At 70.5% G+C, this 25,948-nt stretch carries 23 protein-coding genes; 15 read left to right on the forward strand and 8 right to left on the reverse strand.

Going from position 1 to position 25,948, the window contains the following annotated elements; all coding sequences use genetic code 11:
• Nucleotides 1–37: 37 nt before the first annotated feature.
• The 3 genes from ACGFIS_RS18840 to ACGFIS_RS18850 form a co-directional block, all read right to left on the reverse strand.
• Complete coding sequence (locus ACGFIS_RS18840; protein ID WP_392971894.1) at nucleotides 38–901, reverse strand: SDR family NAD(P)-dependent oxidoreductase; 864 nt, start codon at nucleotides 899–901, stop codon at nucleotides 38–40.
• Nucleotides 892–1,863: an alpha/beta fold hydrolase gene (locus ACGFIS_RS18845; protein WP_392899389.1), complete on the reverse strand. Its 972-nt coding sequence runs from the start codon at nucleotides 1,861–1,863 to the stop codon at nucleotides 892–894. Before ACGFIS_RS18845 ends, ACGFIS_RS18840 begins: the two co-directional genes overlap by 10 nt.
• Nucleotides 1,864–1,957: 94 nt before the next feature.
• Nucleotides 1,958–2,320, reverse strand: a complete 363-nt coding sequence (locus tag ACGFIS_RS18850; protein ID WP_392971896.1) for a nuclear transport factor 2 family protein — start codon at nucleotides 2,318–2,320, stop codon at nucleotides 1,958–1,960.
• A 53-nt stretch (nucleotides 2,321–2,373) separates the two neighbouring features.
• Here ACGFIS_RS18850 and ACGFIS_RS18855 point away from each other — a divergent pair, with 53 nt between their 5' ends.
• The gene (locus tag ACGFIS_RS18855; RefSeq protein ID WP_392899395.1) at nucleotides 2,374–2,940 is read left to right on the forward strand and encodes a thioredoxin family protein; all 567 of its coding nucleotides are present in this window, start codon (nucleotides 2,374–2,376) and stop codon (nucleotides 2,938–2,940) included.
• 70 nt (nucleotides 2,941–3,010) lie between these two features.
• Here ACGFIS_RS18855 and ACGFIS_RS18860 read toward each other — a convergent pair whose 3' ends face one another.
• The 3 genes from ACGFIS_RS18860 to ACGFIS_RS18870 form a co-directional block, all read right to left on the reverse strand.
• Nucleotides 3,011–3,670: a response regulator gene (locus tag ACGFIS_RS18860; RefSeq protein ID WP_392899398.1), complete on the reverse strand. Its 660-nt coding sequence runs from the start codon at nucleotides 3,668–3,670 to the stop codon at nucleotides 3,011–3,013.
• A 16-nt stretch (nucleotides 3,671–3,686) separates the two neighbouring features.
• Complete coding sequence (locus ACGFIS_RS18865; RefSeq protein WP_392971898.1) at nucleotides 3,687–4,814, reverse strand: sensor histidine kinase; 1,128 nt, start codon at nucleotides 4,812–4,814, stop codon at nucleotides 3,687–3,689.
• 263 nt (nucleotides 4,815–5,077) lie between these two features.
• Complete coding sequence (locus tag ACGFIS_RS18870; RefSeq protein WP_392971900.1) at nucleotides 5,078–7,168, reverse strand: type IIA DNA topoisomerase subunit B; 2,091 nt, start codon at nucleotides 7,166–7,168, stop codon at nucleotides 5,078–5,080.
• Between the two features lie 228 nt (nucleotides 7,169–7,396).
• Between ACGFIS_RS18870 and ACGFIS_RS18875 the strand changes: the two genes are divergently transcribed.
• The 4 genes from ACGFIS_RS18875 (at nucleotide 7,397) to ACGFIS_RS18890 (ending at nucleotide 10,736) form a co-directional block, all read left to right on the forward strand.
• Nucleotides 7,397–8,299: an ABC transporter ATP-binding protein gene (locus ACGFIS_RS18875; protein WP_392899406.1), complete on the forward strand. Its 903-nt coding sequence runs from the start codon at nucleotides 7,397–7,399 to the stop codon at nucleotides 8,297–8,299.
• Complete coding sequence (locus ACGFIS_RS18880; RefSeq protein ID WP_392971902.1) at nucleotides 8,296–9,369, forward strand: ABC transporter permease; 1,074 nt, start codon at nucleotides 8,296–8,298, stop codon at nucleotides 9,367–9,369. Before ACGFIS_RS18875 ends, ACGFIS_RS18880 begins: the two co-directional genes overlap by 4 nt.
• A 119-nt stretch (nucleotides 9,370–9,488) precedes the next feature.
• Nucleotides 9,489–9,719 carry a hypothetical protein gene (locus ACGFIS_RS18885; protein ID WP_392899412.1) on the forward strand — a complete coding sequence of 77 codons (231 nt, stop codon included), beginning with the start codon at nucleotides 9,489–9,491 and terminating at the stop codon, nucleotides 9,717–9,719.
• A gap of 237 nt (nucleotides 9,720–9,956) precedes the next feature.
• Entirely contained in the window at nucleotides 9,957–10,736 is a 780-nt protein-coding gene (locus ACGFIS_RS18890) for a YaaA family protein (RefSeq protein ID WP_392899415.1), read from the forward strand.
• A gap of 92 nt (nucleotides 10,737–10,828) precedes the next feature.
• Here ACGFIS_RS18890 and ACGFIS_RS18895 read toward each other — a convergent pair whose 3' ends face one another.
• Both ACGFIS_RS18895 and ACGFIS_RS18900 read right to left on the reverse strand, forming a co-directional pair.
• Nucleotides 10,829–12,508 (reverse strand): RNA polymerase sigma factor, encoded by a 1,680-nt coding sequence (locus tag ACGFIS_RS18895; RefSeq protein WP_392899418.1) that lies wholly within the window; start codon nucleotides 12,506–12,508, stop codon nucleotides 10,829–10,831.
• Between the two features lie 252 nt (nucleotides 12,509–12,760).
• Nucleotides 12,761–14,863: a SpoIIE family protein phosphatase gene (locus ACGFIS_RS18900; RefSeq protein ID WP_392971904.1), complete on the reverse strand. Its 2,103-nt coding sequence runs from the start codon at nucleotides 14,861–14,863 to the stop codon at nucleotides 12,761–12,763.
• Between the two features lie 482 nt (nucleotides 14,864–15,345).
• On the opposite strand from ACGFIS_RS18900, the gene ACGFIS_RS18905 reads away from it, so the two are divergent.
• The 10 genes from ACGFIS_RS18905 to ACGFIS_RS18950 all read left to right on the forward strand — a co-directional run bounded on the left by ACGFIS_RS18905 (nucleotide 15,346) and on the right by ACGFIS_RS18950 (nucleotide 25,934).
• Nucleotides 15,346–16,050, forward strand: coding sequence for a molybdopterin-dependent oxidoreductase (locus tag ACGFIS_RS18905; protein WP_392899424.1), 705 nt, complete (start codon nucleotides 15,346–15,348; stop codon nucleotides 16,048–16,050).
• Between the two features lie 19 nt (nucleotides 16,051–16,069).
• Complete coding sequence (locus ACGFIS_RS18910; protein ID WP_392971906.1) at nucleotides 16,070–16,807, forward strand: cytochrome b/b6 domain-containing protein; 738 nt, start codon at nucleotides 16,070–16,072, stop codon at nucleotides 16,805–16,807.
• A gap of 140 nt (nucleotides 16,808–16,947) precedes the next feature.
• On the forward strand, nucleotides 16,948–17,196 hold the full coding sequence (locus tag ACGFIS_RS18915; RefSeq protein WP_392899431.1) for a hypothetical protein: 249 nt from the start codon (nucleotides 16,948–16,950) through the stop codon (nucleotides 17,194–17,196).
• A gap of 245 nt (nucleotides 17,197–17,441) precedes the next feature.
• Nucleotides 17,442–18,980, forward strand: coding sequence for a hypothetical protein (locus ACGFIS_RS18920; RefSeq protein WP_392899608.1), 1,539 nt, complete (start codon nucleotides 17,442–17,444; stop codon nucleotides 18,978–18,980).
• Nucleotides 18,981–19,079: 99 nt separating this feature from the next.
• Nucleotides 19,080–20,984 (forward strand): SseB family protein, encoded by a 1,905-nt coding sequence (locus ACGFIS_RS18925; protein WP_392899433.1) that lies wholly within the window; start codon nucleotides 19,080–19,082, stop codon nucleotides 20,982–20,984.
• A gap of 61 nt (nucleotides 20,985–21,045) precedes the next feature.
• Nucleotides 21,046–23,331 carry an SseB family protein gene (locus ACGFIS_RS18930; protein WP_392899435.1) on the forward strand — a complete coding sequence of 762 codons (2,286 nt, stop codon included), beginning with the start codon at nucleotides 21,046–21,048 and terminating at the stop codon, nucleotides 23,329–23,331.
• Nucleotides 23,328–23,696, forward strand: a complete 369-nt coding sequence (locus tag ACGFIS_RS18935; protein ID WP_392899438.1) for a hypothetical protein — start codon at nucleotides 23,328–23,330, stop codon at nucleotides 23,694–23,696. The genes ACGFIS_RS18930 and ACGFIS_RS18935 overlap by 4 nt, the downstream gene beginning before the upstream one ends.
• A 29-nt stretch (nucleotides 23,697–23,725) precedes the next feature.
• Entirely contained in the window at nucleotides 23,726–24,478 is a 753-nt protein-coding gene (locus tag ACGFIS_RS18940) for a LamB/YcsF family protein (RefSeq protein ID WP_392899441.1), read from the forward strand.
• Entirely contained in the window at nucleotides 24,475–25,089 is a 615-nt protein-coding gene (gene pxpB / locus ACGFIS_RS18945; RefSeq protein WP_392899445.1) for a 5-oxoprolinase subunit PxpB, read from the forward strand. The genes ACGFIS_RS18940 and pxpB overlap by 4 nt, the downstream gene beginning before the upstream one ends.
• Entirely contained in the window at nucleotides 25,086–25,934 is an 849-nt protein-coding gene (locus tag ACGFIS_RS18950) for a biotin-dependent carboxyltransferase family protein (protein WP_392899449.1), read from the forward strand. The genes pxpB and ACGFIS_RS18950 overlap by 4 nt, the downstream gene beginning before the upstream one ends.
• The last annotated feature ends 14 nt before the right edge of the window (nucleotides 25,935–25,948 follow it).

The following is a 25,948-nucleotide window of genomic DNA, read 5'->3' on the forward strand; positions in this document are numbered from 1 at the left end:
GACCCCGCGCCGGTAACAGCCGTATGCGTTACAACGGTTATTGAACGATGGCCTCGTTGAAGGTGGGTGGGGCGCCCAGTGCCCCGCGGTGGGATTGGGGGCGGGTGCCGTCGATGTCCAGGACGTTCAGTTCCTCGCCGAGTTCCGCTCCGATGAGAACCTGGCCGCTTCGTTCCATCAGTTTCGGGTCGCGGGCGAGGGCGTCGATCAGGCGGCCGGTGAACTCCGGGGACTCCGCGTTGGCGGCGAAGGACTTGTAGCGGTCGGGGGCGCCTTCGAACAGGGCCTTGGTCCGTTCGGTCTTCAGAAGGCCCATCCACAGCGAGAGGACCGCCACGTTGTAGGGCTTGAAATCCACGGCCATGTCGTGGGCCATCTTGTCCACGGCGGCCTTGCCGGCGCCGTAGGCGGGGCCGTGCATGTAGCAGCGGCCACCGAAGGACGAGGTGTTGACGACCAGGCCCGCATTGTTCTTGATGAGCAGGGGCGCCGCGTAGTAGCCGGCCACGTAGGCCGAGCGCATTCCTACGTCGAACATGTCCTGGAGTGCGAGAGACTTCTCCCAGAAAGGGCCCTTCCGGGAGAGGTCAGGGTGAATCGTGAATGCGTTGTTCACGAGGATGTCCAGGGCGCCGTGCTCGCGTCCGACCTGCTGAAACAGCGCTTCCACCTGGTCGTCCCGGGAGTGGTCGCATATCACCGGGATTCCGGTTCCGCCGCGCTTGTTGATCTCTTCGGCCGTGTCGAAAACCGTGCCGGGGAGGTCGTGCTCGCCGGACGAGCGCGTGCGGCCGGTGACGTACACCGTGGTGCCGGCCTCGCCCAGGGCCAACGCGATCCCCTTTCCCGCGCCGCGGCTGGCGCCGGTGACCACCGCCACCCGGTCTTCGGTCAGGCCCATTTGGTCTCCTGGAGGAATTCCAGCATCGTCCTGGTGGTTTCGCCGGGCTTTTCCATCTGCATCATGTGACCGGCGTTTTTGATCATCCGCACTTCACGTACGTCGGCGTGGTGCCTCGCCAGTTTGGTCAGCGGATCGGCACCGTGCCAGCCCTCCAGGTCGGTGTCCTGCTCGCTTCCGATGAAGAAGTACGGCACGGGGTTCTTCTCGTCTCCGTACGACTTGCGGTACTCCCAGGAGAGATCCATGGCCCGGTACCAGTTCAGGCCGCCGGTGAAACCGCTGCGGCTGTAGTCGGCCACATAGAGCTCCAGTTCCGCTTCGGTCAGCCACGTCCACGGGAGAGGAGGCGTCTCTGGCAGGGCATCGATATAGGAGGTGCCCGGGGGCCGCTTCCAGACGTCGAGATAGTGGTAGTCGCTGGAGAGCGCGTAGAACAGCTTGCGCAGAAACTCGCGGGGTGCCGCGGCGAGGTCGCGGTCGGCGACGCCGGGCTCGTTGAAGTAGTGGATGTGGTTGAAGTGCTTCGCGGCCTGCCTGGCGGCCAGTGTCAGTGGGGATTCCCTGCTCGGCGTGAAGAACGGGTTCTCCAGGGCGATGATCGCCGCGACGCGATCCGGCTGGTGATGGGCGAGGTCGTAGGCCGAGAAGAGACCGAAGTCCAGGCCGCTGAAGATCGCCTTTTCCTCCCCGAGGTGGTCCAGCAGACCGATGAGATCGGCCACGATCCGGTCCACGTCGTACTCGCGGTGATCGCTCGGGCCGGTGGTCTGGCCCATGCCGCGCATGTCGGGGGCGACCACACGGAAGCCGGCGCCGGCGATCGGGCCGATCTGGTGGCGCCAGCTGAACCAGGTGTGCGGGAATCCATGGAGGAGGACGACGAGTGGCCCCTGCCCCTCCTCCACATAGTGAGCGTCGAGACCGTTGATCCTCGCGTACCGATGACTCCAGTTGGCCACGCTGCGGTCCCTTCGGTTCGGGAGTCGGCCGTCATCACGACTTTGCAGGGCCTCGCACGGCGGCCGACAGCACGCCGTCTCGCTCAGCGGGAGTTCACGTCTCTATGTCGTCCGGGCCCCAGTGGGCGTCCATGCGGGTGATCTTGCCATCGGAGTCGAAGGTCATCACGTCGATGGCGCGGATCTTCATGCCGGGGATGTCGACGGTGAAGGCCATGGCGGCCCGGTCGCCGTGGGAGCCGCGGATGGGTGCGTCCAGGGAGAGCTTCGCTCCACCGGCGATGGCGTTCGTGTAGAACTCCCCGATCGCGGCATGGCCGGTGATCGGCGGGTTGCCGACCGGGTCTTCGACGACGGCGTCGGCGGCGTAGAGGGCCACGATGGCCTGCGCGTCGCCGGCGTTGAAGGCGTCGACGTAGGTTTGAAGAGCCTGCTTCATATGATCCTGGGTCGGCATGGCCGAAGACTAGCAAGCGATCGCTTGGTCTGGTGATGCGTGATGATGGACCCATGGCGATCGCATCGTTCATGGTTCCGCTCGGTTCACCGGTTCCCGCGTTCCGGCTTCCGTCCATCGACGGGGAGAACGTGTCGGACGGGGACTTCGCCGGGGCGTCCGCGCTGCTGGTGGTATTCCTGTCCAACCACTGCCCGTACGTCCGGCGCATCGAGGACGCCATCGGCGCCCTCACCTCGGAGTACGCGGACAGGGGGCTCGCCACCGTCGCCGTGTGCGGCAACGACACCTCGAACTATCCGGACGACGGGGCCGACCATCTGCGTGAGCAGGCCGAGCGCGCCGGGTTCGGGTTTCCGTATCTGGTGGACGAGTCCCAGGAGACGGCACGCGCGTTCAAGGCCGCCTGCACCCCGGACTTCTTCCTGTACGACGGGCAGCGCAAGCTCGCGTACCGGGGCGAGTTCGACGGGGCTCGCCCCAGGAACGACGTGCCGTCCGATGGAAGCTCGTTGAGGGCGGCGCTGGATCTGGTGCTCGCGGGCGAGGACGTCCCCGAGCCGCACACACCGAGTCTCGGCTGCGGCATCAAATGGAAGCCCGGAAACGAGCCGGTGTAATTACGTGGCCCGTAATCACACCGCTTGAACAACACCGGCTGAGTTACGCCGGAGTCGTTCCGCCCGGCGGTCAGCCGGCCAGGCCGTGTCTGAAGGCATAGGTGACGGCCTGGGCGCGGTCACGGAGGTTCGCCTTCGCGAACAGGTTGTTGATGTGCGTCTTGACCGTCGCCTCCGAGATGAACAGGTCACCGGCGATCTCGGTGTTGGAGCGTCCCTGCGCGATCAGGGCGAGCACCTCGGCCTCGCGGCGGGTGAGGCCGTCGGGCAGGGCGCCGGGCGCGGGACGGCGGGGACGCTCGTCCGTCGCGACCGCCTCGACCAGGCGGCGCTGGACGGCCGGGTCGAGCTGGGCCGCTCCCCCGCGGACGGCGTCGACGGCGCGGGCGATCTCGTAGGCGCCGGCGTCCTTGGTGAGGTAGCCGCGCGCACCGGCGCGCAGCGCGGCGAAGATCGACTCGTCGTCGGCGTAGGTGGTGAGGACGACGATCTCGACCTCCGGGTGGGCCTGTTTGATCCGGCGTGTCGCCTCCACGCCGTCCACGCGCGGCATACGCAGGTCCATCAGGACCACGTCCGGGCTCAGTTCCGCGACCATCTCCACGGCCTGTTCGCCGTCGCCGCACGACCCGGCGACGTCGAGGCCGGGCAGCAGTTCGAGCAGGAGCACCAGCCCCTCGCGCACCACGGTCTGGTCGTCGACGACCAGGATTCTCGTCTTCTCGCTCACCGCGTCCCGTCTTCCGTCACAGCGGCACTGTGAGGGACACACGGAATCCCCCGCCTTCCGGCCCCGTCATGAGGATCCCATCGATCAGCTCGGCGCGCTCCCGCATCCCCACCAGGCCGTACCCGCCGCCGTCCGGTAGCACGAGGGGCTCCGTGCCGCCGCTGTCGGTCACCTCGAGTTCGACCTCGTCGCGGAGGTAGCGCAAGGTCACTCTTGCGCGCGCGCCTGGAGCGTGTTTGCGGACGTTCGTCAGCGCCTCCTGCGCCGTGCGGACGACGGCGAGCCCAGCCTGAGGTGACAGTTCGCGCGGTACACCCGTCACGCGAACATCGCAGGGGCGGCCGGTACTCGCGTAGAACTCCTCGGCAAGGTCAGCGATGACCTCCTTGGGCTCTGGGGTCTCGCCGCGCAGCGTGGCCAGCGCCCGCCTGGTCTCTTCCAAGCCCGAGCGGGCGAGGCTCCGCGCGCGCTCCACTCGGTCCAGGGCCTGCACACGGTCGCCGTCCCGGGACAGCAGCAGCCTCGCACCCTCCAGATGGACGATCTGCGCCGACAGCGAATGGGCCAGGATGTCGTGGATCTCCCGGGCGATGTGCGACCGTTCGGCGAGGACCGCGTTGGCGGCCTCCGCGCGGCGGGTCGCCTCCTGCGCGACCTGGTTCTGCCGGCTGGCGATACCGCCCAGGGTGAGACCCGCGAACGCGGACATCAGCCCGAGATCGGCGCCGTCCCGCAGGGCCTCCCCCAGCCCACCGACCGCGGCGATGACGAGCGTGCTCAGCGAAATCCCCCAGGGCAGGGGAAGCCGAACCATGAGCGCCCAGAGGGCGGCCAGGCAGAAGATGAACCCCCGGTCGGCGTGCGGCGTGACCGCGTACAGCGTCACCGCCGCCATCATCGACCCCAGCAGCAGGACGATCCCCAGCCGCCACCACGGGGACTCCCGGTGCCGCCCGACCCACAGGCCGCTCCCCAGCGTCCCGAACATGACCAGGTTGAGCAGAAGGATGCCCAGGCCGGCCCCGTGCGGCGCCGGCCCGGCGTCCGACATGTCCCGGACGTAGGCCGTGAGCGCCCACGCCACCAGGAGACCGACGACGAGGGCGCGGACGAGCCGCTCCGCGAGCGGCGCCCCGCACTTCACGGTAGGACGCCAACCGCTGCGGGACCGTGCGGGCTCCTCGCCCGCGACCCGGCGACCAAGCTCCCGGCGACCGGCGCCGCACCGCAAAGGGACCGGCGAGCGGCCGCCGCACACGTGGCGCCCACCATGACGGCGGCGGGTGGCGGGATGTCCGGCATGTCCATGGTCACCAACGCTACGACGCCGGTGGCCTCGCGCCCATCGGCGTCAGGCTGGACATCCGTTCTCCACCCCCGGGTGGACGCGCCGCGTCCACCCGGGGGTCACACGTCGATGCGTTCGGCGTCCAACTCGGAGGCGCCGGCCGTGATGAAGGCGCGGCGCGGGGCCACGTCGCTGCCCATCAGCAGATCGAAGACCTTGGCGGCCTCGTCGGCGTCCTCGATGCGGATGCGGCGCAGCATGCGGTAGCGCGGGTCCATGGTGGTCTCCGCGAGCTGATCGGCGTCCATCTCACCGAGGCCCTTGTAGCGCTGGACGGGCTCCTTCCAGCGCTGGCCCTTGCGCTCGAACTCCACCAGCTTGCGGGTGAGCTCGCCGTCGCTGTAGCAGTAGACGTACTTGTCCTGGCCCTTCTTCGGCTTGATCAGCTCGATGCGGTGCAGCGGCGGGACGGCCGTGTAGACCCGTCCCTCCTCCAGCATCGGACGCATGTACCGGTACAGCAGGGTCAGCAGCAGGGTGCGGATGTGGGAGCCGTCGACGTCCGCGTCCGCCATCAGGATGATGCGCCCGTAGCGGGACGCGTCGATGTCGAAGGTGCGGCCCGAGCCGGCGCCGATCACCTGGATGATCGCGGCGCACTCGGCGTTCTTCAGCATGTCGGCGACGGACGCCTTCTGCACGTTCAGGATCTTGCCGCGGATCGGCAGCAGCGCCTGGAACTCCGAGTCGCGGGCCAGCTTGGCGGTGCCGAGCGCCGAATCGCCCTCGACGATGAACAGCTCGCTGCGGTCGTCGGCGTTGCGGCAGTCGACGAGCTTGGCCGGGAGGGCGGAGTTCTCCAGGGCGTTCTTGCGGCGCTGGTTGTCGCGCTGGGTGCGGGCGGCGATGCGGGTCTTGGCCGCGCCGACGACCTTCTCCAGGACGGCCCTCAGCGGCTGCTTCTGGCCGCGCGGCGGATTCTCGAAGATCTCCCGCAGCTCGCGCATGACGACCTGGGAGACGATGCGGGTGGCCGCGGAGGTGCCGAGGACCTCCTTGGTCTGGCCCTCGAACTGGGGCTCGGGCAGCCGGACCGTCACCACCGCGGTGAGGCCCTCCAGCACGTCCTCCTTGAGGATGTCCTCGTCGCCGTTCTTCAGCAGCCTGGTGGCGCGGAGCTGCTCGTTGACGACCTTCAGCACGGCGCGGTCGAACCCCCGCACGTGCGTGCCGCCCTTCGGCGTGGCGATCACGTTGACGAACGACTTGGTGATGGTGTCGTAGCCGCTGCCCCAGCGCAGCGCGATGTCGACCTCGAGGTCGCGTTCCACGTCGGTGGGCGTCAGGTGGCCCTGGTCGTCCAGGACGGGGACGGTCTCGGTGAAGTGGCCGCGCCCGCGCAGCCGCAGCACGTCGACGAGCGGGGCGTCCTTGGCCAGGTAGGTGCAGAACTCGCCGATGCCGCCGTCGAACCGGAACGTCTCGTCGACGATCTCCTCGCCGCGCTCGTCGCGGACGTCGATGGTGAGGCCGGGGATGAGGAACGCGGTCTGGCGCATCCGGTCGAGGACCAGGGACTGCTCGACCGTGGCGTCCTTCAAAAAGATCTGCAGGTCGGGCCAGAAGCGGACCCGGGTGCCGGTGACCTTCTTGGCGACCTTGCGGACCTGCCGGACGCCGGACCTCTTCTTGAACCGGGCGTTCGGGCGGCCGTCGTCGGCGAACTCGCCGGGCAGGCCGCGCCGGAAGCTGATCGCGTGGGTGTGCCCGTCGCGGTCGACCTCCACGTCCAGGCGGGCCGACAGCGCGTTGACGACGGACGCGCCGACACCGTGCAGGCCTCCGGACGCCGTGTAGGACACCCCGCCGAACTTGCCGCCCGCGTGCAGCCGGGTCATGACCAGCTCGACGCCGGCGAGGCCCGTCTTGGGCTCCAGGTCGACCGGGATGCCGCGGCCGTTGTCGGCCACCTCGAAGGACCCGTCGGCGTGCAGCAGCACGCTGATGTGGGTGCAGTAGCCGGCGAGGGCCTCGTCGACGCAGTTGTCGACGATCTCCCACAGGCAGTGTGCGAGGCCACGGCTGTCGGTCGACCCGACGTACATCCCGGGTCGCTTGCGCACGGCCTCCAGGCCCTCCAGCACCGAAAGGTGCCGGGCGGAGTAGCCGTGCTGGTCTTCGGTGGTCGCTTCGGCGGTCGCGGCGGTCAACGTGCGTGTGCTCCTCGGGGGTAGGACGGTCGGCAGCAGGGTACCCCCGGCCGCCGACAGTCCACCGGCAGGCTCGCCGCCGCCGACGTTGCGGCACGTCTGCGCGGCGGACCCGGACGGTTCGCCAGGTTACCCCGGCCCCGAGCCGCCCTGCCCCCGACTTCTGGACCTGAACGTCCACCTTCGGGTGGGTGTGCCGGGCTCCGCACCCCGCCTATCGTCCTCGGCATGCCGCAAACGATCGAGGTCACGGGCCTACGCAAACGCTACGGGGACGTCCAGGCCGTGGACGGGGTGACGTTCGGGGTCGACCAGGGCGAGTTCTTCGGGATCCTCGGCCCGAACGGAGCCGGGAAGACGACGACGCTGGAGATCATCGAGGGGCTGCGGGAGGCCGACGAGGGGAACGTGTCGGTGCTCGGGATGGCGCCGTGGCCTCGCAACCCCCGCCTGCTGCCCCGGATCGGCGTCCAGTTGCAGGCGTCGTCGTTCTTCGAGCGGCTGACCACCCGCGAGCAGCTGCGGACGTTCGGCTCGCTCTACGGCGTCCCCGCCAAGAAGGCCGACGCGATGATGGAGCTGGTCGGGCTGGACGACAAGGCCGACACCCGGGTCGAGAAGCTCTCGGGCGGGCAGGCGCAGCGCCTGTCCATCGCGTGCGCGCTCGTGCACGGTCCCGAGCTCCTGTTCCTGGACGAGCCGACCGCCGCGCTGGACCCGCAGGCGCGCCGCAACCTCTGGGACGTCCTGCGCGAGATCAGCACGGAAGGACGCACGATCGTCCTGACCACGCACTACATGGACGAGGCGGAAATCCTCTGCGACCGCGTCGCCATCATGGACGCGGGCGAGATCCTCCGGCTGGGCCCGCCCGCCACCCTGGTGCGCGGTCTGGACGCCCCGGCGAGGATCAGCGTGGCCAGCGGCATCCTCGCGGTCGAGGACGCGCGGCTGCTGCCGAGTGCGGACGAAGCCGCCGACGACGGCGTCTCGCTGACCATCTCCACCCGCGACCCGTCGGCAGTGGTCGCGGCGATGGCGGCCAAGGACGCGCTGGACGGCGTCCAGATCCGCGGCGCCACCCTTGAGGACGTCTTCCTGGACGTCACCGGACGGGAGTACAGGGCGTGAGCACGTACCAGAGTTTCAAGAGCCTGTCCCGGGCCATGTACCTGGGCTTCCAGCGGGACCGGACCGCGTTGTTCTTCACCGTCCTGTTCCCCCTGATGTTCCTGGTCATCTTCGGCGGGATCTTCAGCGATCAGACGACGTCCAAGGTCGAGGTCCTGACGCTCGGCAAGGTGCCGGTGCTGGACCAGGCCGTCGCGCAGGGCGGTGACGAACTCGGCAAGGTCATGAAGGTCACCGAGGCGTCCGACCGGGCCGGCGCCCTGCGCAAGGTGGAGAAGGGCGACGTGCACGGCGCCGTGGAGCAGCGCGGCGGTGAGCTGGTCGTCCACTACTCCGCGGCCGACCAGGTCAAGTCGGGGACGGTGCGGGCGCTGATGGACTCGATCATCCAGTCGGCGAACCAGGCGGCCACCGGCAGGCCGCCCGCCTACACGCTCGCCACCGAGCAGGTGGAGGACGACTCGCTCAAGGCCATCCAGTTCTTCACGCCCGCCCTGCTGGGCTGGGCACTGGCTTCGGCGGCAGTCTTCGGGGCCTCCCAGACGCTCGTGACATGGCGGACCAAGGGCATCCTGCGCCGCCTCCAGCTCTCCCCTGCCCCGATCCCCACCGTGTTCGCCGCGCGGGTCGCGGTCAGCGTCGCCGTCGCCCTCGTGCAGTTCGCGCTGTTCGTGCTGGTCGCGCTGCTGCCGATATTCGGCCTTCAACTCGAGGGCGCCTGGTGGATGGCCATCCCGCTGCTGGTCGCGGGCGTCCTCGCCTTCCTGTCGATCGGGATGATCGTGGGTGCGTGGGCCAAGTCCCAGGAGACGGCCAACGCGGTGACGCAGCTCATCGTCCTGCCCATGGCGTTCCTTGGCGGCTCGTTCTTCCCGCTGGAACAGACACCGGGCTGGATGCAGACACTGTCGTACATCTTCCCGCTGCGATACCTGAACGAGGGCATGCTCGACGTGATGAGCCGCGGCCTCGGGCCGACCTCCGCATTGGCCGAAATCGGCATCCTGGTGGGCGTCGCCGCGGGCGGCGCGTTGATCGCCTTGCGCCTGTTCCGCTGGGAGTCCAGCTAACGTGACCTGGGTCACCAATCGCGCCATTCCGCTCTCGGCGTACGAAGAACCAGGTTGGGAACGCCAGCGTCGGGTTAGATGTTGTCCTAAGTACCGACCCCGAGCATGAGGAAGGTGCCGTGACTGGAGCCCTTGCCCCAACCAAGCCGCTGACCGTCGCCGACCGATGCGACCGCTGCGGCGCCCAGGCCTACGTCCGTGCTGTCCTTGTAGGCGGCGGCGACCTTCTGTTCTGCGCCCACCACGGGCGCAAGTACTCAGAGGCGCTCCGCTCTAACGGGGCGGACATTCAGGACGAGACCGACCGGCTCACTGAAACCCCGGCGATCGCTCCAACCGAGGAGCGGTAAACCTCCATATAGCAGGAGCCCTGGAACGGCGGTCACCGGAGACGGTGGCCGCCGTTCACATTCCGCTCCTTCGGCTCTCAAAGAACCAAGGGGACACAACTTCATACTGTAATCGACTGATCACTTATAGTGTTCACATAGGTGACGCGGATCACCATTCCGGATCCGCGCTCACCTGCCGGTGACTTTCTTCACCGAGCCACCGCTTCCGGATCGGCCGCGCCATCGAGGGGGAACGTGCACATCCTGCTGCCGCCGTCGGAGAAGAAGGCCGCCGACGGGGACGGGCCTCCCCTCGACCTGTCCTCCCTGAGCTTCCCGGGGCTCAATCCGGTACGCGAGCGCATTCTGGCGGGACTGGGCCGGGTGTGCCGCCGGAGCGACGCGTCAAGCGTCCTCGGGCTGCCGCCAGGGCAGGCCGAGGAGGCGCTGGCCCGTAACAGGGCGTTGCGGGACGCCCCCACGCTGCCGGTCGCGCGGCTCTACACCGGCGTCCTCTACGACAACCTGGACCTCCCGAACCTGGACGCGGCGGCCGCGGCCGAGCAGATCATCGTCTTCTCGGGCCTGTGGGGCGCGCTGAGGCTCACCGACCGCGTCCCGCCCTATCGGCTGGCCATGGCGGTGTCGCTACCGCCTGGAGGCCGTCTGGGGACATTGTGGCGGCCGGCGATGCGCGACGCCCTCCGGCTGGACGACGACCTGATCGTCGACATGCGGTCCGGACCGTACGCGTCCGTCTGGAAGGCGCCCCAGCCCGCCGTGGCCGTGCGGGTGTTCCGCGAACGGCTCGTCGGCGGCGCCACCGCCGGGGCGGCGGGGCGCAGCCATAGGGGTGAAACACACCGGACCGTGGTGAGTCACATGGCCAAGGCGACCCGCGGGCGGATCGCGCACGACCTTCTCAGGGCGGACGCCGCGCCGCGCACCCCGGACGAGCTCCTGAAGGCCGTCGCCGACCTCGGGTACACCGCCGAACTGAACGGCCCGAACCTCGACGTCATCCTCCGCGACTGAACGACGGCACGGCCGGACGGCGGCACGGCCGACACATGAAGCAGGGCCCCGCCGGTGAGACGGGGCCCTGCTTCATGGTTCGGGTTATCGGGTCAGTCGAGGTAGTCGCGCAGGACCTGGGACCGCGACGGGTGGCGCAGCTTCGACATGGTCTTGGACTCGATCTGCCGGATGCGCTCACGGGTCACCCCGTAAACCTTGCCGATCTCGTCCAGGGTCTTCGGCTGGCCGTCGGTGAGGCCGAACCGCATCGACACCACGCCCGCCTCGCGCTCGCTGAGCGTGTCCAGGACGGAGTGGAGCTGCTCCTGCAGAAGCGTGAAGCTGACCGCGTCGGCCGGGACGATGGCCTCGGAGTCTTCGATGAGGTCACCGAACTCGCTGTCGCCGTCCTCACCGAGCGGGGTGTGCAGCGAGATCGGCTCACGGCCGTACTTCTGGACCTCGACGACCTTCTCCGGGGTCATGTCGAGTTCCTTGGCAAGCTCCTCCGGAGTGGGCTCGCGGCCCAGATCCTGGAGCATCTGCCGCTGCACGCGCGCCAGCTTGTTGATGACCTCGACCATGTGCACCGGGATACGGATGGTGCGGGCCTGGTCGGCCATCGCGCGGGTGATCGCCTGCCGGATCCACCAGGTGGCGTACGTGGAGAACTTGTAGCCCTTGGTGTAGTCGAACTTCTCGACAGCGCGGATCAGGCCGAGGTTGCCCTCCTGGATCAGGTCCAGGAACAGCATCCCGCGTCCGGTGTAGCGCTTGGCCAGCGACACGACCAGCCGCAGGTTCGCCTCCAGTAGGTGGTTCTTCGCGCGGCGGCCGTCCTCGGCGATCCACTCGAAGTCCTCGTTGTCCTCTTCGGACATCGCGGGCCCGTCGGCGGCGAGGCGCTCCTCGGCGAAGAGCCCCGCCTCGATGCGCTTGGCGAGCTCCACCTCCTGCTCGGCGTTGAGCAGGGGGACCTTGCCGATCTGCTTGAGGTAGTCCTTGACCGGGTCGGCGGTGGCTCCGGCAGCCGCGATCTGCTGCGCTGGCGCGTCCTCGTCGTCGTCGCCGAGGGTGAAGCCCTCCTCCTCGGCGGCGGGCGCGGCGCCCTCCGCGGCCTGCTTGCCGGCGGGAACCGCCTTGGGCGCGGGCGCGGGTGCGGCCGGGGTCTCGTCGTCCTCGCTCTCGGGCGCCACCTCGGCCACCACGGCCGTGTCGTCCTCAAGCTCGACGTCCAGGACGGCCAGGTCCTCGAGGTCGACGTCCACTTCGTCGTCGACGTCGGGGTCGTCGCCCGCCTTCTTGGCGGCGGGCTTGGCCGGGGCCGCCTTGGCCGCCTGCACGGCGCCCTTCTTGGCGGGCGCGGCCTTCTTGGCCTTGGCGCCCTTGGCGGGCGCGGCCTTCTTCGGCGGCGCGGGCTTGGCGGCCACCGGGCGCGGCTCGGCGACGGGCTCCTCGGGAGCCGCGTCGTCGCCGACGACGGCGGTCACCGTGTCGGGCTGCTCCTTGGCCGCCGCGGCGGTCCTGGGCTTGCGCGCCGGCGGCGTTCCGCGCTTACGCGGACGCTTGGGCGCCGCGGAGTCGGCAGCGCTCACCATGACGGTCACACCCTCCTTGCTGAGGCTCCGCAGAATGCTGGAGGCCTTCGACACGGGGATGTCGGCCTCCTCGAACGTACGTCGTACGTCGTCGGCTTCGAGGTAACCCTGGGACCGTCCACGCTCGATCAGTTGCGCGATGACGTGATCGTGCAGATCTGACGCTTTCGAGGTCGAGCTAGCAGGCGACACAAATACCTCTCGAACGAACGTGTGGCTTGGTTGACCCAAGTGCCCTGACGGGCCCGGCCTCACACTGGGTGGGACCACACACAGAGGACCTCCCGGTGCGGGACCGCAGCGTACCCGCTATCTCTGGGTCAAGCATTCTGGCACTGCTGCGCATTCCGCCTGTGAAGTCCTACCCGGTAACTCTCCACCTTAGAGGGCGCGGGGCGGTCCTTCGTACGTGCCAGGCCGTCTTCGTGCCGTCGCCGGCGGGCCTCACACAGGTTTGGGCGGGACGTGCAGGGCAAGCACGGTCACATCGTCTACCTGCTCATACCCGGCAAGCATCCGATCGACCAGGAAGTCGACGAGTCTCTCGGGATCTCCTACCACTTCAGGTGGGGCGTCCGCCGCCACGGCGACAAGCTCCTCAAGCCCGGCGTCCACCCCACGCCTACGGTTCTCCACAAGTCCATCGGAATAGAACACCACAGTGTTGCCGGTCTCGATGGAAAAACTTGTCTGCTGTCGCTGGCTCGGCCAGCCGAGCGGCGTTCCCGGCTCCCGCGTGCTCACCCGCGCGGGCGCGTCCGGCGAGATCAGCAGGGGCGGCGGGTGACCCGCGTTGCTGAACTCCCCCTGACCGGTCTCCGGGTCGATGACCACGTACGCGACCGTGGTGAACTGCTCCTCGTCCTCGGTGGCGCTGAACAGGCGATCGAGGCCGGCCAGCACCGCGGCGGGACGCGGGTCGTTCAGCGCGAGGGCGCGCAGGGCGTTGCGGACGCGTCCCATTCCGGCCGCGGCGAGGACGCCCTTGCCCATGACGTCCCCGACGGCCACGGCGAGGCGGTCGTCGGCCAGTCGGAACACGTCGTACCAGTCGCCACCGACCTGGACGTGACGCGTCGCCGGGTTGTAGCGGGCCGCCAGCACCATGCCGGGGAGCTGAGGAAGGTCGCTCGGCAGGAGGCTGCGCTGCAGCTCCTCGGCGGTCTTGTGCTCACGCTCGAAAAGCAGGGCCCGCTCGACGGCCAGGGCGCACTGCCCGGCGAGCGCCTCCAGGAAGACCCGCTCCTCCTCGGTGATCTCCCTGGGCCGGGTGAACGAGAAGCGGAGCGCGCCGATCGGGGCGCCCGCCGCCAGGAGCGGAAGGCCGACCCAGGCGCGTTCTTCGGTGTGCTGGGCGAACAGATCCTTCTCCCCGTGGCCCAGCTGCAGTCGGAGACTGTCGGGATGCTCGGCCAGGAACGGACGGCTCTCGCGCACCGCCACCGACATCACGGTCTGGTCACTGACCTTGATGTCGTCGCGGGAGACGGGACCGGCCTCCCCTTCGGCCCCCGGCTGGGACGGCACCACGATGCTGAGGCGCAGTTTGTCGTCGTCCAGGAGCGCCACGGCGGAGTAGTCGGCGCCGATGGCCGACCGCCCCACTTCGGTGATGACCTGGACGACCTGGGAGACGGTCAGGGCCTCGGCCAGCATCGAGGTCGCCTGCTGGAGGCGCGCGGTGCGCAGAGCGGCCGCCGACAGCTGCTCGGTCAGCCGGCCCCGCATCTCCTCGGCCTCGCGCTGCCCGGTGACGTCGGTGTTGGCGCCGACCCACTCGATGACCGCGTCGCCCTGCCAGATGGGCACGGCCCGTACGTCGAAGTGCCGGTAGGTGCCGCTCTTGGTGCGGATCCTGTAGTTGGTCTCGAAGACCCGGTTCTCCTCGACGCACTCGCCCCAGGCCGCCTCGATCCGAGGACGGTCCTCCGGGTGCACCACCGACTGCCAGCCGCCGACCGCGTAGTCGTCCGGCGTCTGGCCGGTGATCGCGCGCCATTCGGGCGCGTCGTCGATCACGCCGCCCGCCGGGGCGGCGACCCACACCACCTGGGCGCTGGCCTCCACAAGCGAGCGGTAGCGCTGCTCCTTGCGGCGGATGACCTCCTCGGCCCTGCGCCGCTCGGTCACGTCCAGCGCGGTCAGGACGACGCCCAGGTGCTCACCGTCGCCGTCCCTGGCGGGCAGCCACGTGCAGGCCAGAATCCGCTCCTCGAGCACCGTGGCCACGCCGGCGGTGTCGCCGCCGGGCGGGCCGGACGGGCCGGGCGGGCCGGACTGCTCACCGGGCGGCACGACCAGATCGAAGTCCGTCATCGGGCGGTCTTCGGCGATCACCTTGCGCAGGGCCGTCTCGAACGCCGTCGCCAGCGCCTCGGGCAGCACCTCGGACGGCCTGCCCCGCTGCAGGTCGCGCACAGGGACGCCCAGAAGCGCCGCGAGCGCGTCGTTGGCCCTGCGGCAACGCAGGTCACGGTCGAAGAACGCCAGCCCACCGGGGGCTTCCGTCAGCAAAGTCGCGTACAGCGCGGCGTCGGACGCATCCATGGGCTGCCCCTCCACCCCTGAGACGCGAGGATGCGGAACGGACGTCTCGGTGCTCATGGACAACACCTCCGCCCCAGAGGGTCCCGTACCGCGCGGCTGGTTTTCATCACTATGAGTGAATGGGAGCAGGCTAGCGCTCCCGCCTCCATCACAACACCGATCGGAGTCAGGTACTCATCATCCCGATGGTTCGTCGCGTACGGAACCCCTGATGAACATCCTCGTTCCCTTCGGCTCCAGACGAACCCGTCGGATTCGGACACCGTCGCTGAGGACGCGGGAGGCGGTCCGCCAGGACGGCGAGTAGGAGATGCTACGGCTCCCGGGCATCACTGGGCGTCAACTCGGCTCCATCGGAGTGTTGGGTGCGTTCGTCCATGCCGCGGCCCGGTGAGGGTTTCCACCGCGCCCGAGATCTGTCAGAAGTCTTACGGGGCGGCCGAAACCTGGCATGGCGCGGGCCACAGTGCTCGAATGAAGAGGTGAATGAGGAGGAGCGGCCAGAAGGCAGTCCCGTGGGACGGCGGGTGGTGCTCGGGATGCTCGGCCTCGGCGTGGCGGGGGTCGCCGTGGGGGCGTCCGTGCAGGACAAGGTGAGTCGCGCCTTGGCACCCGTGGGCCCGATCAGCGACGTCATCCCGGCAGCAGGCGGTTTTCGCTACTACTCGATCACCGGGAGCGTGGAGCGGCACAGTGCCGCGACCCACCGTGTGACGGTCAAGGGCCTTGTCGACAAGCCCCAGGCCTTCCGCATGGCCGACCTGGCGAAGTTGCCGCAGACGGCGCTGGAGAGGGATTTCCAGTGCGTGACGGGTTGGCGGGTCCCGGACGTGAAGTGGGCCGGGGTGGCGCTGCCCGATCTGCTCGACGCGGTCGGCGTATCACCGAAGGCCCGTGCCGTGCGATTCACGTCCTTCGACGGCGTCTACACCGAGTCGCTGACGCTGGAACAGGCGCGACGGCGGGACGTCCTGGTGGCGACGCAGATGGAAGGCAAACCGGTCACACACGATCACGGCGGGCCGACGCGGCTCTACGTCGCTCCCATGTACGGCTACAAGTCGCTGAAATGGCTTGGCGGCATCGAACTGACCGACGAGCTCGTTCCCGGTTACTGGGAGAACCTCGGATACGACGTGCATGCCTGGGTCGGGCGGTCGAACGGGCGTGACGATGTCCCGACCTGACGTGCCGCACCATGGCGTGTTGCAGCGTGACGCGGTCTCGTCCAGGCGGGTCCGGCTGGAGCGGTTCACACGTGCCGAGCGGGCGATTCACCACGTGGCCGCGCTGTTGATGCTGATCTGCCTGGTGACCGCGGCGTTGTTGTACCTGCCGGTGCTGTCGACGCTTGTGGGCTACCGAGAGGTGGTCAAGACCGTCCACGTGTGGTGCGGGTTCGCGCTGCCCGCGCCGATCGTCCTCGGCCTCGTGTCCCGCGCCTTCAGGGCCGATCTCCGGCGGTTCAACAGATTCGCCCCGCACGACTGGCAATGGCTCAAGAGCAGTGACCGCAGGGTCGTGCGCGGCGGCCGCGGGATCTTCCCCGTGGGCAAGTTCAACGCGGGGCAGAAACTGAACGCGGCGTTCACCGCCGGGGCGATCCTCATCATGCTCGGCACCGGCGAGATCATGACCTTCCCCGGCCCATGGGGAGACCGGTGGAGGACGGGCGCCACGTTCGTCCACGACTGGCTCTTCCTCCTCATCGCCGCGGTGACCGTGGGGCACCTGTGGGAGGCGTTCCGCGACCGCGGCGCGCTCGACGGGATGCTCACCGGGCGGGTCGATCTCGATTGGGCGGCGCGGCACCACGCGGGATGGGCCGACGCCATGCGGCGGCCATCACGAAAGGCGCAGGTCACGGCGATGGACGCCGATCCGGACGAGACCTCCGCGGAAGACGGCTCAGACTTTGCGAAACGACGCCCCGGTATGTCTTGACTCTCCCCACAAAAGCGCTGGAATGGGACATCGAGGCGGGGTTCGCGCGGAAGTCCCGAGCCGGGGTCAGTCCGTACGCGCTTCGTCTCGGCCGGCGGCGTCCCCGTCCGCCGGATCCCCGCGTGCGGAGGTGTGCGCAAATGCATGCACTGGCCGATCACCGGAGCGAGGCTCGCGACGAGCTCACACAACGGCTTGGCGACGAGTTCGCGACCTTTCCCCTGGACGCGGTGCACCGGTGCGTGGTGGACGTCCAGGCGTGCATGGCCCATCTGGGGCTCGATGCCACGCCCGCCAGAGTCGAACGGATGGCGCGCGAGCATCTCACCGGAAAACTGAAGTCGGCGCCGCCTTCCGGCTGCGCGCCGGCGGACGGAGTGGACGGCTGAGCAGCCGGCAGCATCCGATGAAGGGACTGCGCGTACCCTGTGGGCGTTGTACACGGGCACCTGCGGGATTGTGCACGTGCCCTGCGGTGCGGTTGCCCAGCGGGTCTCGGACATGTCCTGCACATCACCCGCGCCGGATCTGAGAGGCTAGAAGCGTGAGTCCCCGCAGCCGCCACCGCTCCACCGGGGACCCTGGCTGGGACGGATCGACGCCCCCGGACGAGGTCTCGGCGATTTTCGACGGCATGCTGCAGCACGCCCGCGAACTGCTGGCCGTGCGCAGCCCCCTGGACGCCGAACTCATCGTCAGCGAGATCCTCGGGGCCTGGTGGGGGCACCGGGTACCGGACGGCGACGTCGAGGAGGTCATCGGCGAGGCCCTCGTCGACTACGCCAGGACGGCCGGGACACCGGCCGCGCTGGCACTGCTCACCGGCATGGCCTACATGGGCACGCCGCGGCAGGCGGCCAGGGCGGAGCGTGCGGCGCTCGAACTGATGGAGAACGGGGTCGCCAGGCCGGGGTGGGCGGACCGCGTCGGAATGGTCGCCCCCGAGGGCTGCTACGTGTCCAGGGACGTCTTCGGCGACCAGGACTCCATCGTCTGCACCTACAGCTACGGAGGGGCCGAACGGCACGCCCTCGTCATCCTGGTCGACCGCAACAAGGCCGGGGCCGTCCAGCCGGCGGGCGACCCGTTCGCCCCCGCCGCGCGCGCCGGACGGCCGCCGACGAGCGGGATGGTCAGGGACGCCTGGGTCTCGTCGCGTGTCGACAAGCTCCTCGACCACTGCCGCCGCGAAGGCCGCGACAACCCGCTGATGCGGTTCGAGCAGCTCGACCCGCGCGACACCAAGGCGCTGCTGTGGAGCGCACTGGACCTCACCGACGACACCGACGATCCGCCGGTGAACGAGAACTTCGGCACCTACCACGCCTTCGTCCGGGCGCGGGTGGACATCCTGCCGCCGGGCGGCCGGCTGCCCCAGCCGCCGGTGTACGGGCGCGACAGGCGCGCGACGATCGCCGCGCGGTTCCTCGCCTCGGACGAGGCCGAGGGCCTGTCCGACCGCTCCGCCGCCAGCCGGTGCGTCGACCGCATCATCGACTACGGCTGCACGCACGACTTCGGCCGGCCGCTGCGGGTCAGCCCCCTCAAATGCGAGATGTTCCTCCTCGACTGGCTGCCACGGAAGGTTTTACTTTCCCCGACGGAACAAGATGCTGTACCTCACGTACTGGCCGCGTGGGTGCGGTGGGCGGGCAACCGCACAGGGCTGCCCGAGGAGGGCATCAGGGCGACGCTGGACGCCCTCTGGGACGCCACAGCGAAGTTCTCCGACGCCTACCGCGACCCGTCCGCGTACGGCCTCGACCGTGAACTGGTCGGACGGCTGCTGCCGGACGGCGACCTGGAGGCGCTGCCCCGCCGGGCGTTCGCCCTGCCGTTCCTGTCGGGCACGCACCGCCGGTCCGGGCGGCACGGATTCATCAACCTGTCGACCTTGGATCCCGCCGACCCGGACGACCGCCGCGTCGTCCTGGAGTTCGAGCATCCCGGCGCCGACGAGGAACACATCGAGGCCCACGAACGCCTCACGGAACGGCTGTGGGACGGCGAGCCGCCGCAGTTGTGGGATACCGCCCAGTCGCTGCTCGACGTCGGCTACGAGCGCCATGAGATCCTGCACAAGCTCATTGACGTCCTCGACCGTTCCGGGAACGATCCCGAGGCTCTCCGCGAGGCCCTGCGTGTGCTGCGTCACGAACCCCCGCCCGAGTGAACTCCCGGTTTGCGCGCGGCGTCCCCGGCGACAATCATCGGGTCTCGGGCATGGTCTCGCGGGGGCCCGGGGACCGGCCCCCGGTCGTAGGGAGTGATCTTGTTGGAGTGGTCCGAGTTCGCCCGGCGGCTGGGGCGTGAACTGGCGGGTCTCGAACGGGACACCATCCTCATCGTGCGCGAACGCGATGAGAGCCGCCACTACGTCCAGGCCATGCGCGAGCCCGACCGGCTCTACGCCGAGGCCGTCAGCAACAACTTTCTCGATGGGCCGCTGCTGCTCACGCTGGCCGACGAGGAGGTCATGAGCGACGCCGGCTGGCGTCCGCCCACCGAGCCCGCCCCGCGCAACTGGTGGACGGAGCTGCCGGAGTTCGGCGTGCCCGGCGGGATGCTGTCGGTGTCCGACGGCGACTTCTCGCGGCTGGCCGACGTGATGGTCACCGCGCTCCGCGACGTCCAGGGCATCCGGCGGCCGTCCGATCTCGTGTACGAGTCGTTCCACCGGCACGGCACCGGCCTGATCGAGCTGCTCGACTTCGGCATCGACGTCGCCGACTCGTCGCGGGTGAACCAGCGCCGCTCCTCGTCCGGCGGCGCGGTCGGCGAACCGCCCGGCGGCCCGCTCGCGGGAGCCGATCCCCTGCCCGCGGGCACCCACCCAGCGGGGATCTCGATGCCGCTGCAGGCGGAGGGCCCTCCCGGCGCGGACGCCGACCTTCTCGAACTCCGCCTGGCCGAGGCCAAGTCGAGCGGCGACAACGCCACGTACTTCCAGTTGCTGGCGAACGCCGACCTGGTGCTTCCCGCGACGGCGTCCGCGGTGGAGGATCCCGACCGCGCCGAGTTCCCCGCCACCACCGTCGGCGGCGACACCTACGTCACGGTGTTCACCTCTCCCAGCGCCCTGGCCCGCACCGGCGACCGGCACCCCGGTCTCTACCGGCGCACCTCGTTCGCGCGGCTGGCGGCCGGCTGGCCGGACCCCGCGTGGCGTCTCGCGATCAACTGGGGCCTGCCGAGCGAGGTTCTCCTGGACTCGTCCGTCATCCCCCGCCTGCACGGAGGCCCGGACGCTCCGCCGCCCGCCGAGCCAGACGTCCCCAACCCGTACGGGACGGTCGACCCCAACGCGCTCGCTGGGCCCAACCCCGTCGCAGGTGGCTCGCTCCCCACCGTGAACGGTTCGGCCCCCAGCGTGGACGACGCACACGACGATTCCCATACGGCGATCGACCCGTTCACGGCGGCCGATCTGCGGGCGGCACTCGAAGCCGGGGATCCCGCACTGCCCCTGGAGACCGGCGCCGGCGCGGAAGCGGTGCCCGCCGACCCGCAGCCTCACGAGCCGCAGGCCGCAGGACCGGCGATCCCCGCACCGGAGCCGCCGAGCCCGCCACTCCCGGAACCGCCACGCCCAGAGCCTGAGCACCTTCAACCCGAGCCCGTGCGCCCCGAGCCCTTGCAATCTGAGCGGCTCGAACCCGAACGCCCGCAGCCCGAGCACCTTCTGCCCGAGCCCCGACAGTCCGAGCCCCCCCAGCCCGAACATTTTCAGCCCGAGCCCCTCCAGCAGCCTGAGCCCCCGCAGCCTGAGCTCGTGCAGCCTGAACTCGTGCAGCCTGAGCACCTGGAGCCCGGGCGCCTCGAACCCGAGCCCGTGCAGCCCGTGCAGCCCGTGCAGCCCGTGCAGCCCGAGCGGCGCGAAGCCGAACGTCTCCAGCCCGAGCGCATGCAGCGCGAGCGGCTCGAACCGGAGCGTGTCGAGGCAGAGCGTGTCACGCCGGAGGCGGACGCGGCGCTTCCGCTGGGTGCGCCGACGAGCAGGCGGTCCGCCGTCCCGGAGCAGCAGGCCGCGGGCGTCCCGATACGGCTGCCCCACGGCGCCCGCCTCTGGCGCTGGACCGGCGAGGGCGACGAGACGCCCCTCGCGGTCTACGACGCCGTCGGCGGTGTCTGGGCGCCGGTGAGGGCCGACGCCGTTCCGGCACCGTGGACCGAGTGACGCCCCGTTCGGCTACCGTCGAGTACGGCACCCGCACCATGGACGTGAAAGTGGATCCCGAGTGGACTGGAACGACTTCGCCAAACGACTGACGCTGGAGCTCTCCCGGCTGCCGGTCACGTCGTTCCTCATCGTGCAAGGCCCCAGCGGGCTGCCCTACGTCCAGGCGATGAGGGCCGAGGGAGTGCTCGACGCCGAAGCGGTCAGCAGCGAATTCCTGCCCCGCCCGCTCGCCTCGCGGCAGGAGCGGCGGCTCAGGGCGCTCGGCTGGGAACCGCCGGACGAGGAGGAACGCAAGAACTGGTGGCACCAGTTCTTGCTTCGCGACCGCGGTGGCGCCCGGGCCTCGGCCGAGCAACTGGAGGCCTGCGCGCTCCTCGCGGGGCTGATGGTCGGCGCGTTCCGTGACGTCTACCGCGTCGAATCGCCGCTCGAACTCGTCTACCAGGCGAGCCGGTCCGGTCCCGAGGGCGGTCCGCTGGCGCTGCCGGGGCTCGGAATCCCGCTGGCGGTCCCCGATGCGGACGCTCGCCCCGACGCGCGTCCTGCCCGTCCCGCGGGTTCCACGCTGGAGACCGCGCTCGCGGAGGCGCGTGAACGAGGCGACCAGCACGGTTACCTGGACCTGCTCGCACGCGCGGTTCTGTATCTGCCCGCTCCCGGCGACCCGGGGGCCGCCGAGCACCAGTTCGCCACCGCCCAGTTCGGGGACGGCACGTTCGTCCTGGCGTTCACCTCCCCCGAGGCGATGGACCGCTCCCTGCAGGGCCAGGCGATCCACCACAGGCAGGCGTCGCTGTCGGAGCTGTCCCGCCACTGGCCGCATCCGGATTGGCAGCTCGCGGTCAACCCGGGCCTCCCCAGCGCGTCCTATCTGGACGCCACCGCGCTGTTCGAGCCGGAGGAGCCGCGGAAGCCCGCCGACCCGGCGCCGCCGGCACCGACGGACGTCCGTGTCGCGGGCGCCTCGTCCCGCACCGGGACGCGCGGCGGCTCCACCGGCGACCGGCGGGCCCCCAGGCGGCCGGAGAGCTCCGCCCCGCCGCGGACGGAATCTCCCGCACCCTCGGACCTCCCCGCGGCCTCACAGGAGCCCACACGCCCGCCCGTCGACTCTTCCGCGCCCCGTGCCGCGGCACCTCCTCCGACGCGGCGGCCCGAGGCCCCCGCGGCCCCCGCGGCCCGGGAGACCGTCGGCGACCCGCGGGGCATCCCGGTGCTCGGGCACGGCGGGTCGGCGAAGCCGTCCCGGGAGACGCCGAGCGACCCGCAGGGCCTCCCCGTGGCGCCCGCCTACGGCCGGCGTGAGGCCACGGAGACGGTCTCCAGGCACCACACCGTCCCGGCCGGCCCGCAAAGCACCGCACCGAACGCAACCGCCCCGGCGCAGAGCCCCAACCCGCCGCCGAACCCTGTGCCGAGGCCGGCGCAGAGCCCGCCGCAAAGCCCGCCGCCGAACCCTGTACCGAGACCGGCGCAGAGCCCGCCGCCGAACCCTGTGCCGAGACCGGCAAAGAGCCCGCCCCAGGGCCCGCCCAGCGGCGTGCCAGGCAAGAGCGCTGCGGCTCAGGCAACACCCGTCTACACGCAGAACCGAACAAGCGCGCCCCAGAGCGGAGTGCGCGACACACGGACGGACCCCGTCGCCCCGCACGCCGGGTCCGGCGCCGGCATGGACGCGCCAACCCGCCCGCAGAACGCGCCGGGCGGGCGAGGGCGGGAGCGGCGGATCCCGACACAGGACGTCCCTGTCGCCGGCCGTGAGAGCGGCGGCGCGGCCGAGAAGCGGAAGGCCCCCGCGAAGGACCCCGGCCAGAAGGGCCAGGCTCCGCCGGACGGCGCGTCCCCGGTCGTGGTGATGCAGAAGGTGGTGCGGCCCGAGCACGTGCAGCACTACCTGGAGGGCGGCTACGACCTGGTCGCCGGCTACGTGCACCGCTTCAAGGACGTCCGGGAGATGACGACTCCCGGCGCGCTGATCCGCTGCCTCGGGCTGGTGTACGAGGGTTCGCCGTTCACGCCCGCGGACGAGGAGATCCACGCGATCCGGTGGCCGGCGGTGAAGCCGCCGCTGTTCCGGCGGCCGCTGGGCGGGATCGACGAGTGGAGCATGGGGATCATCCCGGGCGGATGGGTGATCGAGAAGGCGCCGTTCCCGGGTTCGGGGTACGCGCCGGGCGAGGGGCCCGCCATCCCGGAGTTCAAGATCGAGAGTCAGCGGCTGCCGCACGGCGCCGAGATGTACCGCCTCACCGCGAACGGCCGGGAGGCGCTGGTGGCGAGCTACGACGCCGATCTGCGCAGATGGCTGCTGAAGCAGCAGGAAAGGCCGGGGGGACGGGCATGAGCATCCGGCACGGCTTCTACGCGGGCTGGCGCGGCGCCGACTACGAGGCGAGCCCGGACGGTGACCGCGTGCGCCTCTACGCCTCTCGGCACACCGACGGTTTCAGGCAGGTGATGCCCGACCGGTACATCCATGTGGTGCCGCTGGAGGACGTCGACCATCTGCAGTACGTCACGACACACTGTGTCTGGCGCGGTGAACCGTTCGTCGTGCTGGGCGAGCATGAGGGCTGGTTGCGCGTCGAGTACAGCGGCGGCAAGGCGCCGGTGGCGGAACGGCTCGGCCTGGAGGTGTTCGACCGCGGCGTCTACCAGGCGTGGGCGTCCGAACACGAGGTCGAGGACGTCCGCGAGGAGACCGTCTGAGCTGAGATAATCGGGTTGGGAGTCTTGCCATGGCGGTCATCGACATCAACGCCGATCTCGGCGAAGGGTTCGGCATCTGGGAACTGGGCGACGACCTGGCGCTGCTGGACATGCTCACGAGCGCGAATGTGGCGTGCGGGTTCCACGCGGGCGATCCTCTGATCATGCGGCGGGTGTGCGCCGCGGCCGTCGAGCGCGGGGTGACCATCGGCGCGCAGGTGTCGTACCGGGACCTGGCCGGTTTCGGACGCCGCGATATGGAGGTGCCCGCGGCGGAGCTGACCGCCGAGATCCTCTACCAGCTCGCGGCATTGGACGGCATGGCGCGCACGGAGGGCGGACGTGTCTCCTACGTCAAGCCGCATGGGGCGCTCTACAACCGGGTCGCCCGTGACGTCGTCCAGGCCCGCGCCGTGGCCGACGCGGTACGCGCGTACGATCCTTCGCTTCCGCTGCTGACCCTTCCGGGTTCCGCGGTGCACGACGTCGCCGATGGGCTCACCGTGGTCGCCGAGTGCTTCGCCGACCGGGCCTACACGCCGGCGGGTGCGCTGGTGTCCCGCAAGGAGCCGGGGTCCGTCATCCACGATCCGGACGCCGTCGTTGAGCGGGTCGTTCAGATGGCCGTGGACGGCATCGTCCTGGCGGCGGACGGTACCGAAGTCGCGTTGAAGGCTCGTTCGGTCTGCGTGCACGGCGACACTCCGGGCGCGGTGCCTCTGTTGCGGGCCGTCCGGGTGGCGCTGGCCGAGGCGGGCGTCGCGCTGGAGTCGTTCGCATGAAGGTGCGGCGGGCCGGTGACGCGGCCCTGCTGGTGGAGACCGCGGATCTCGCGACCGCGCACCGGTTGAACGCCGCGCTCCGGAACGAGCCTCTGCCCGGCATCGTGGACGTCGTCCCCGGGGAGCGGAGCGTCCTGGTGGTGGCCGATCCATCGGCGGATCTGGCGGGTCTCGCGGCGCGGCTCCCGCACCTGCGGCTGCCGGAGGACGCCGGCGGCGACGCGGAGCCGGTGGAGTTCCCGGTGGTCTACGACGGCGCGGATCTCGACGAGGTCGCCGACCTCACCGGGCTGTCGCGCGACGAGGTCGTCCACCGGCACTCGGCCGCCACGTACACGGTCGCCTACCTGGGCTTCTCCCCGGGATTCGGCTACCTGACGGGGCTCGACCCGGTGCTGCGGGTGCCGCGCCGCGCGTCGCCGCGCACGTCGGTCCCGGCGGGTTCGGTCGCGATCGCGGACCGGTACGCGGCCGTCTACCCGTCCCGGTCGCCGGGCGGCTGGCGGCTGCTCGGACGCAGCGGGCTGCGGCTGTGGGACGTGACGCGCGACCCGCCGTCGCTGCTGCGGCCGGGCATGCGCGTCCGATTCGTTCCCCGGGGGTCTTCTTGATCGAGGTCGTCCGGCCCGGGCCGCTGGCGACCGTCCAAGATCTCGGCAGGCCCGGCCGGGCCCACCTGGGCGTCCCGTGTTCCGGCGCCGCCGACGAGCGCGCCTTCCGCCTGGCCAACAGGCTCGTCGGGAACCCGGAGGGCGCGGCGGCACTGGAACTGACGTTCGGCGGGGCGGCACTGCGTTTTCACCGGCACGCCTGGGTCGCGGTCACGGGTGCGCCCGCGCCGCTGCGCATCGGCGGCCGCGCCTGCGGGACGCACGCGCCCGTCCACGTCGCGGCCGGCGCGCTGGTGGAGGTGGGCACGCCATCGTCGGGACTGCGCAGTTACGTCGCCGTCCGCGGTGGCGTCGCCGTCGACGAGACGCTGGGGAGCCGTTCGACCGACCTTCTGTCCGGGCTCGGCCCCGCGCCCCTGTCATCCGGGGACCGCCTTCCCCTCGGTTCCGCCACGGGGCTCGCGGAGATCGCCGTCGACGTCGCGCCCGTCCCGCCCATGCAGGAGACGCCGGTGCTGCGCATCCTGCCGGGTCCGCGTGAGGACTGGTTCACCGAGGACGCGATGGCCACCCTCATGTCCACGCCCTATGAGGTGTCGCCGGACTGCAACCGTGTGGGTGTGCGGCTGGACGGCCCGCGCATCGTCCGCGCGCGCGCCGGCGAAATCGGCAGCGAAGGCATGGTCACCGGTGCGCTTCAGGTGCCGCCCAGCGGGATGCCGATCATCTTCCTGGCCGACCATCCGACGACCGGCGGCTACCCCGTGGTCGCGGTGCTCGCCTCCGCCGCCGTCGCCGACGCCGCGCAACTGCGGCCCGGCCAGCGCGTCCTGTTCCGCCTCTGACCGTTCCGTCCCCA

Source organism: Spirillospora sp. NPDC048824 (assembly GCF_043198455.1).
In the GTDB taxonomy this organism is placed as follows: Bacteria; Actinomycetota; Actinomycetes; order Streptosporangiales; family Streptosporangiaceae; genus Spirillospora.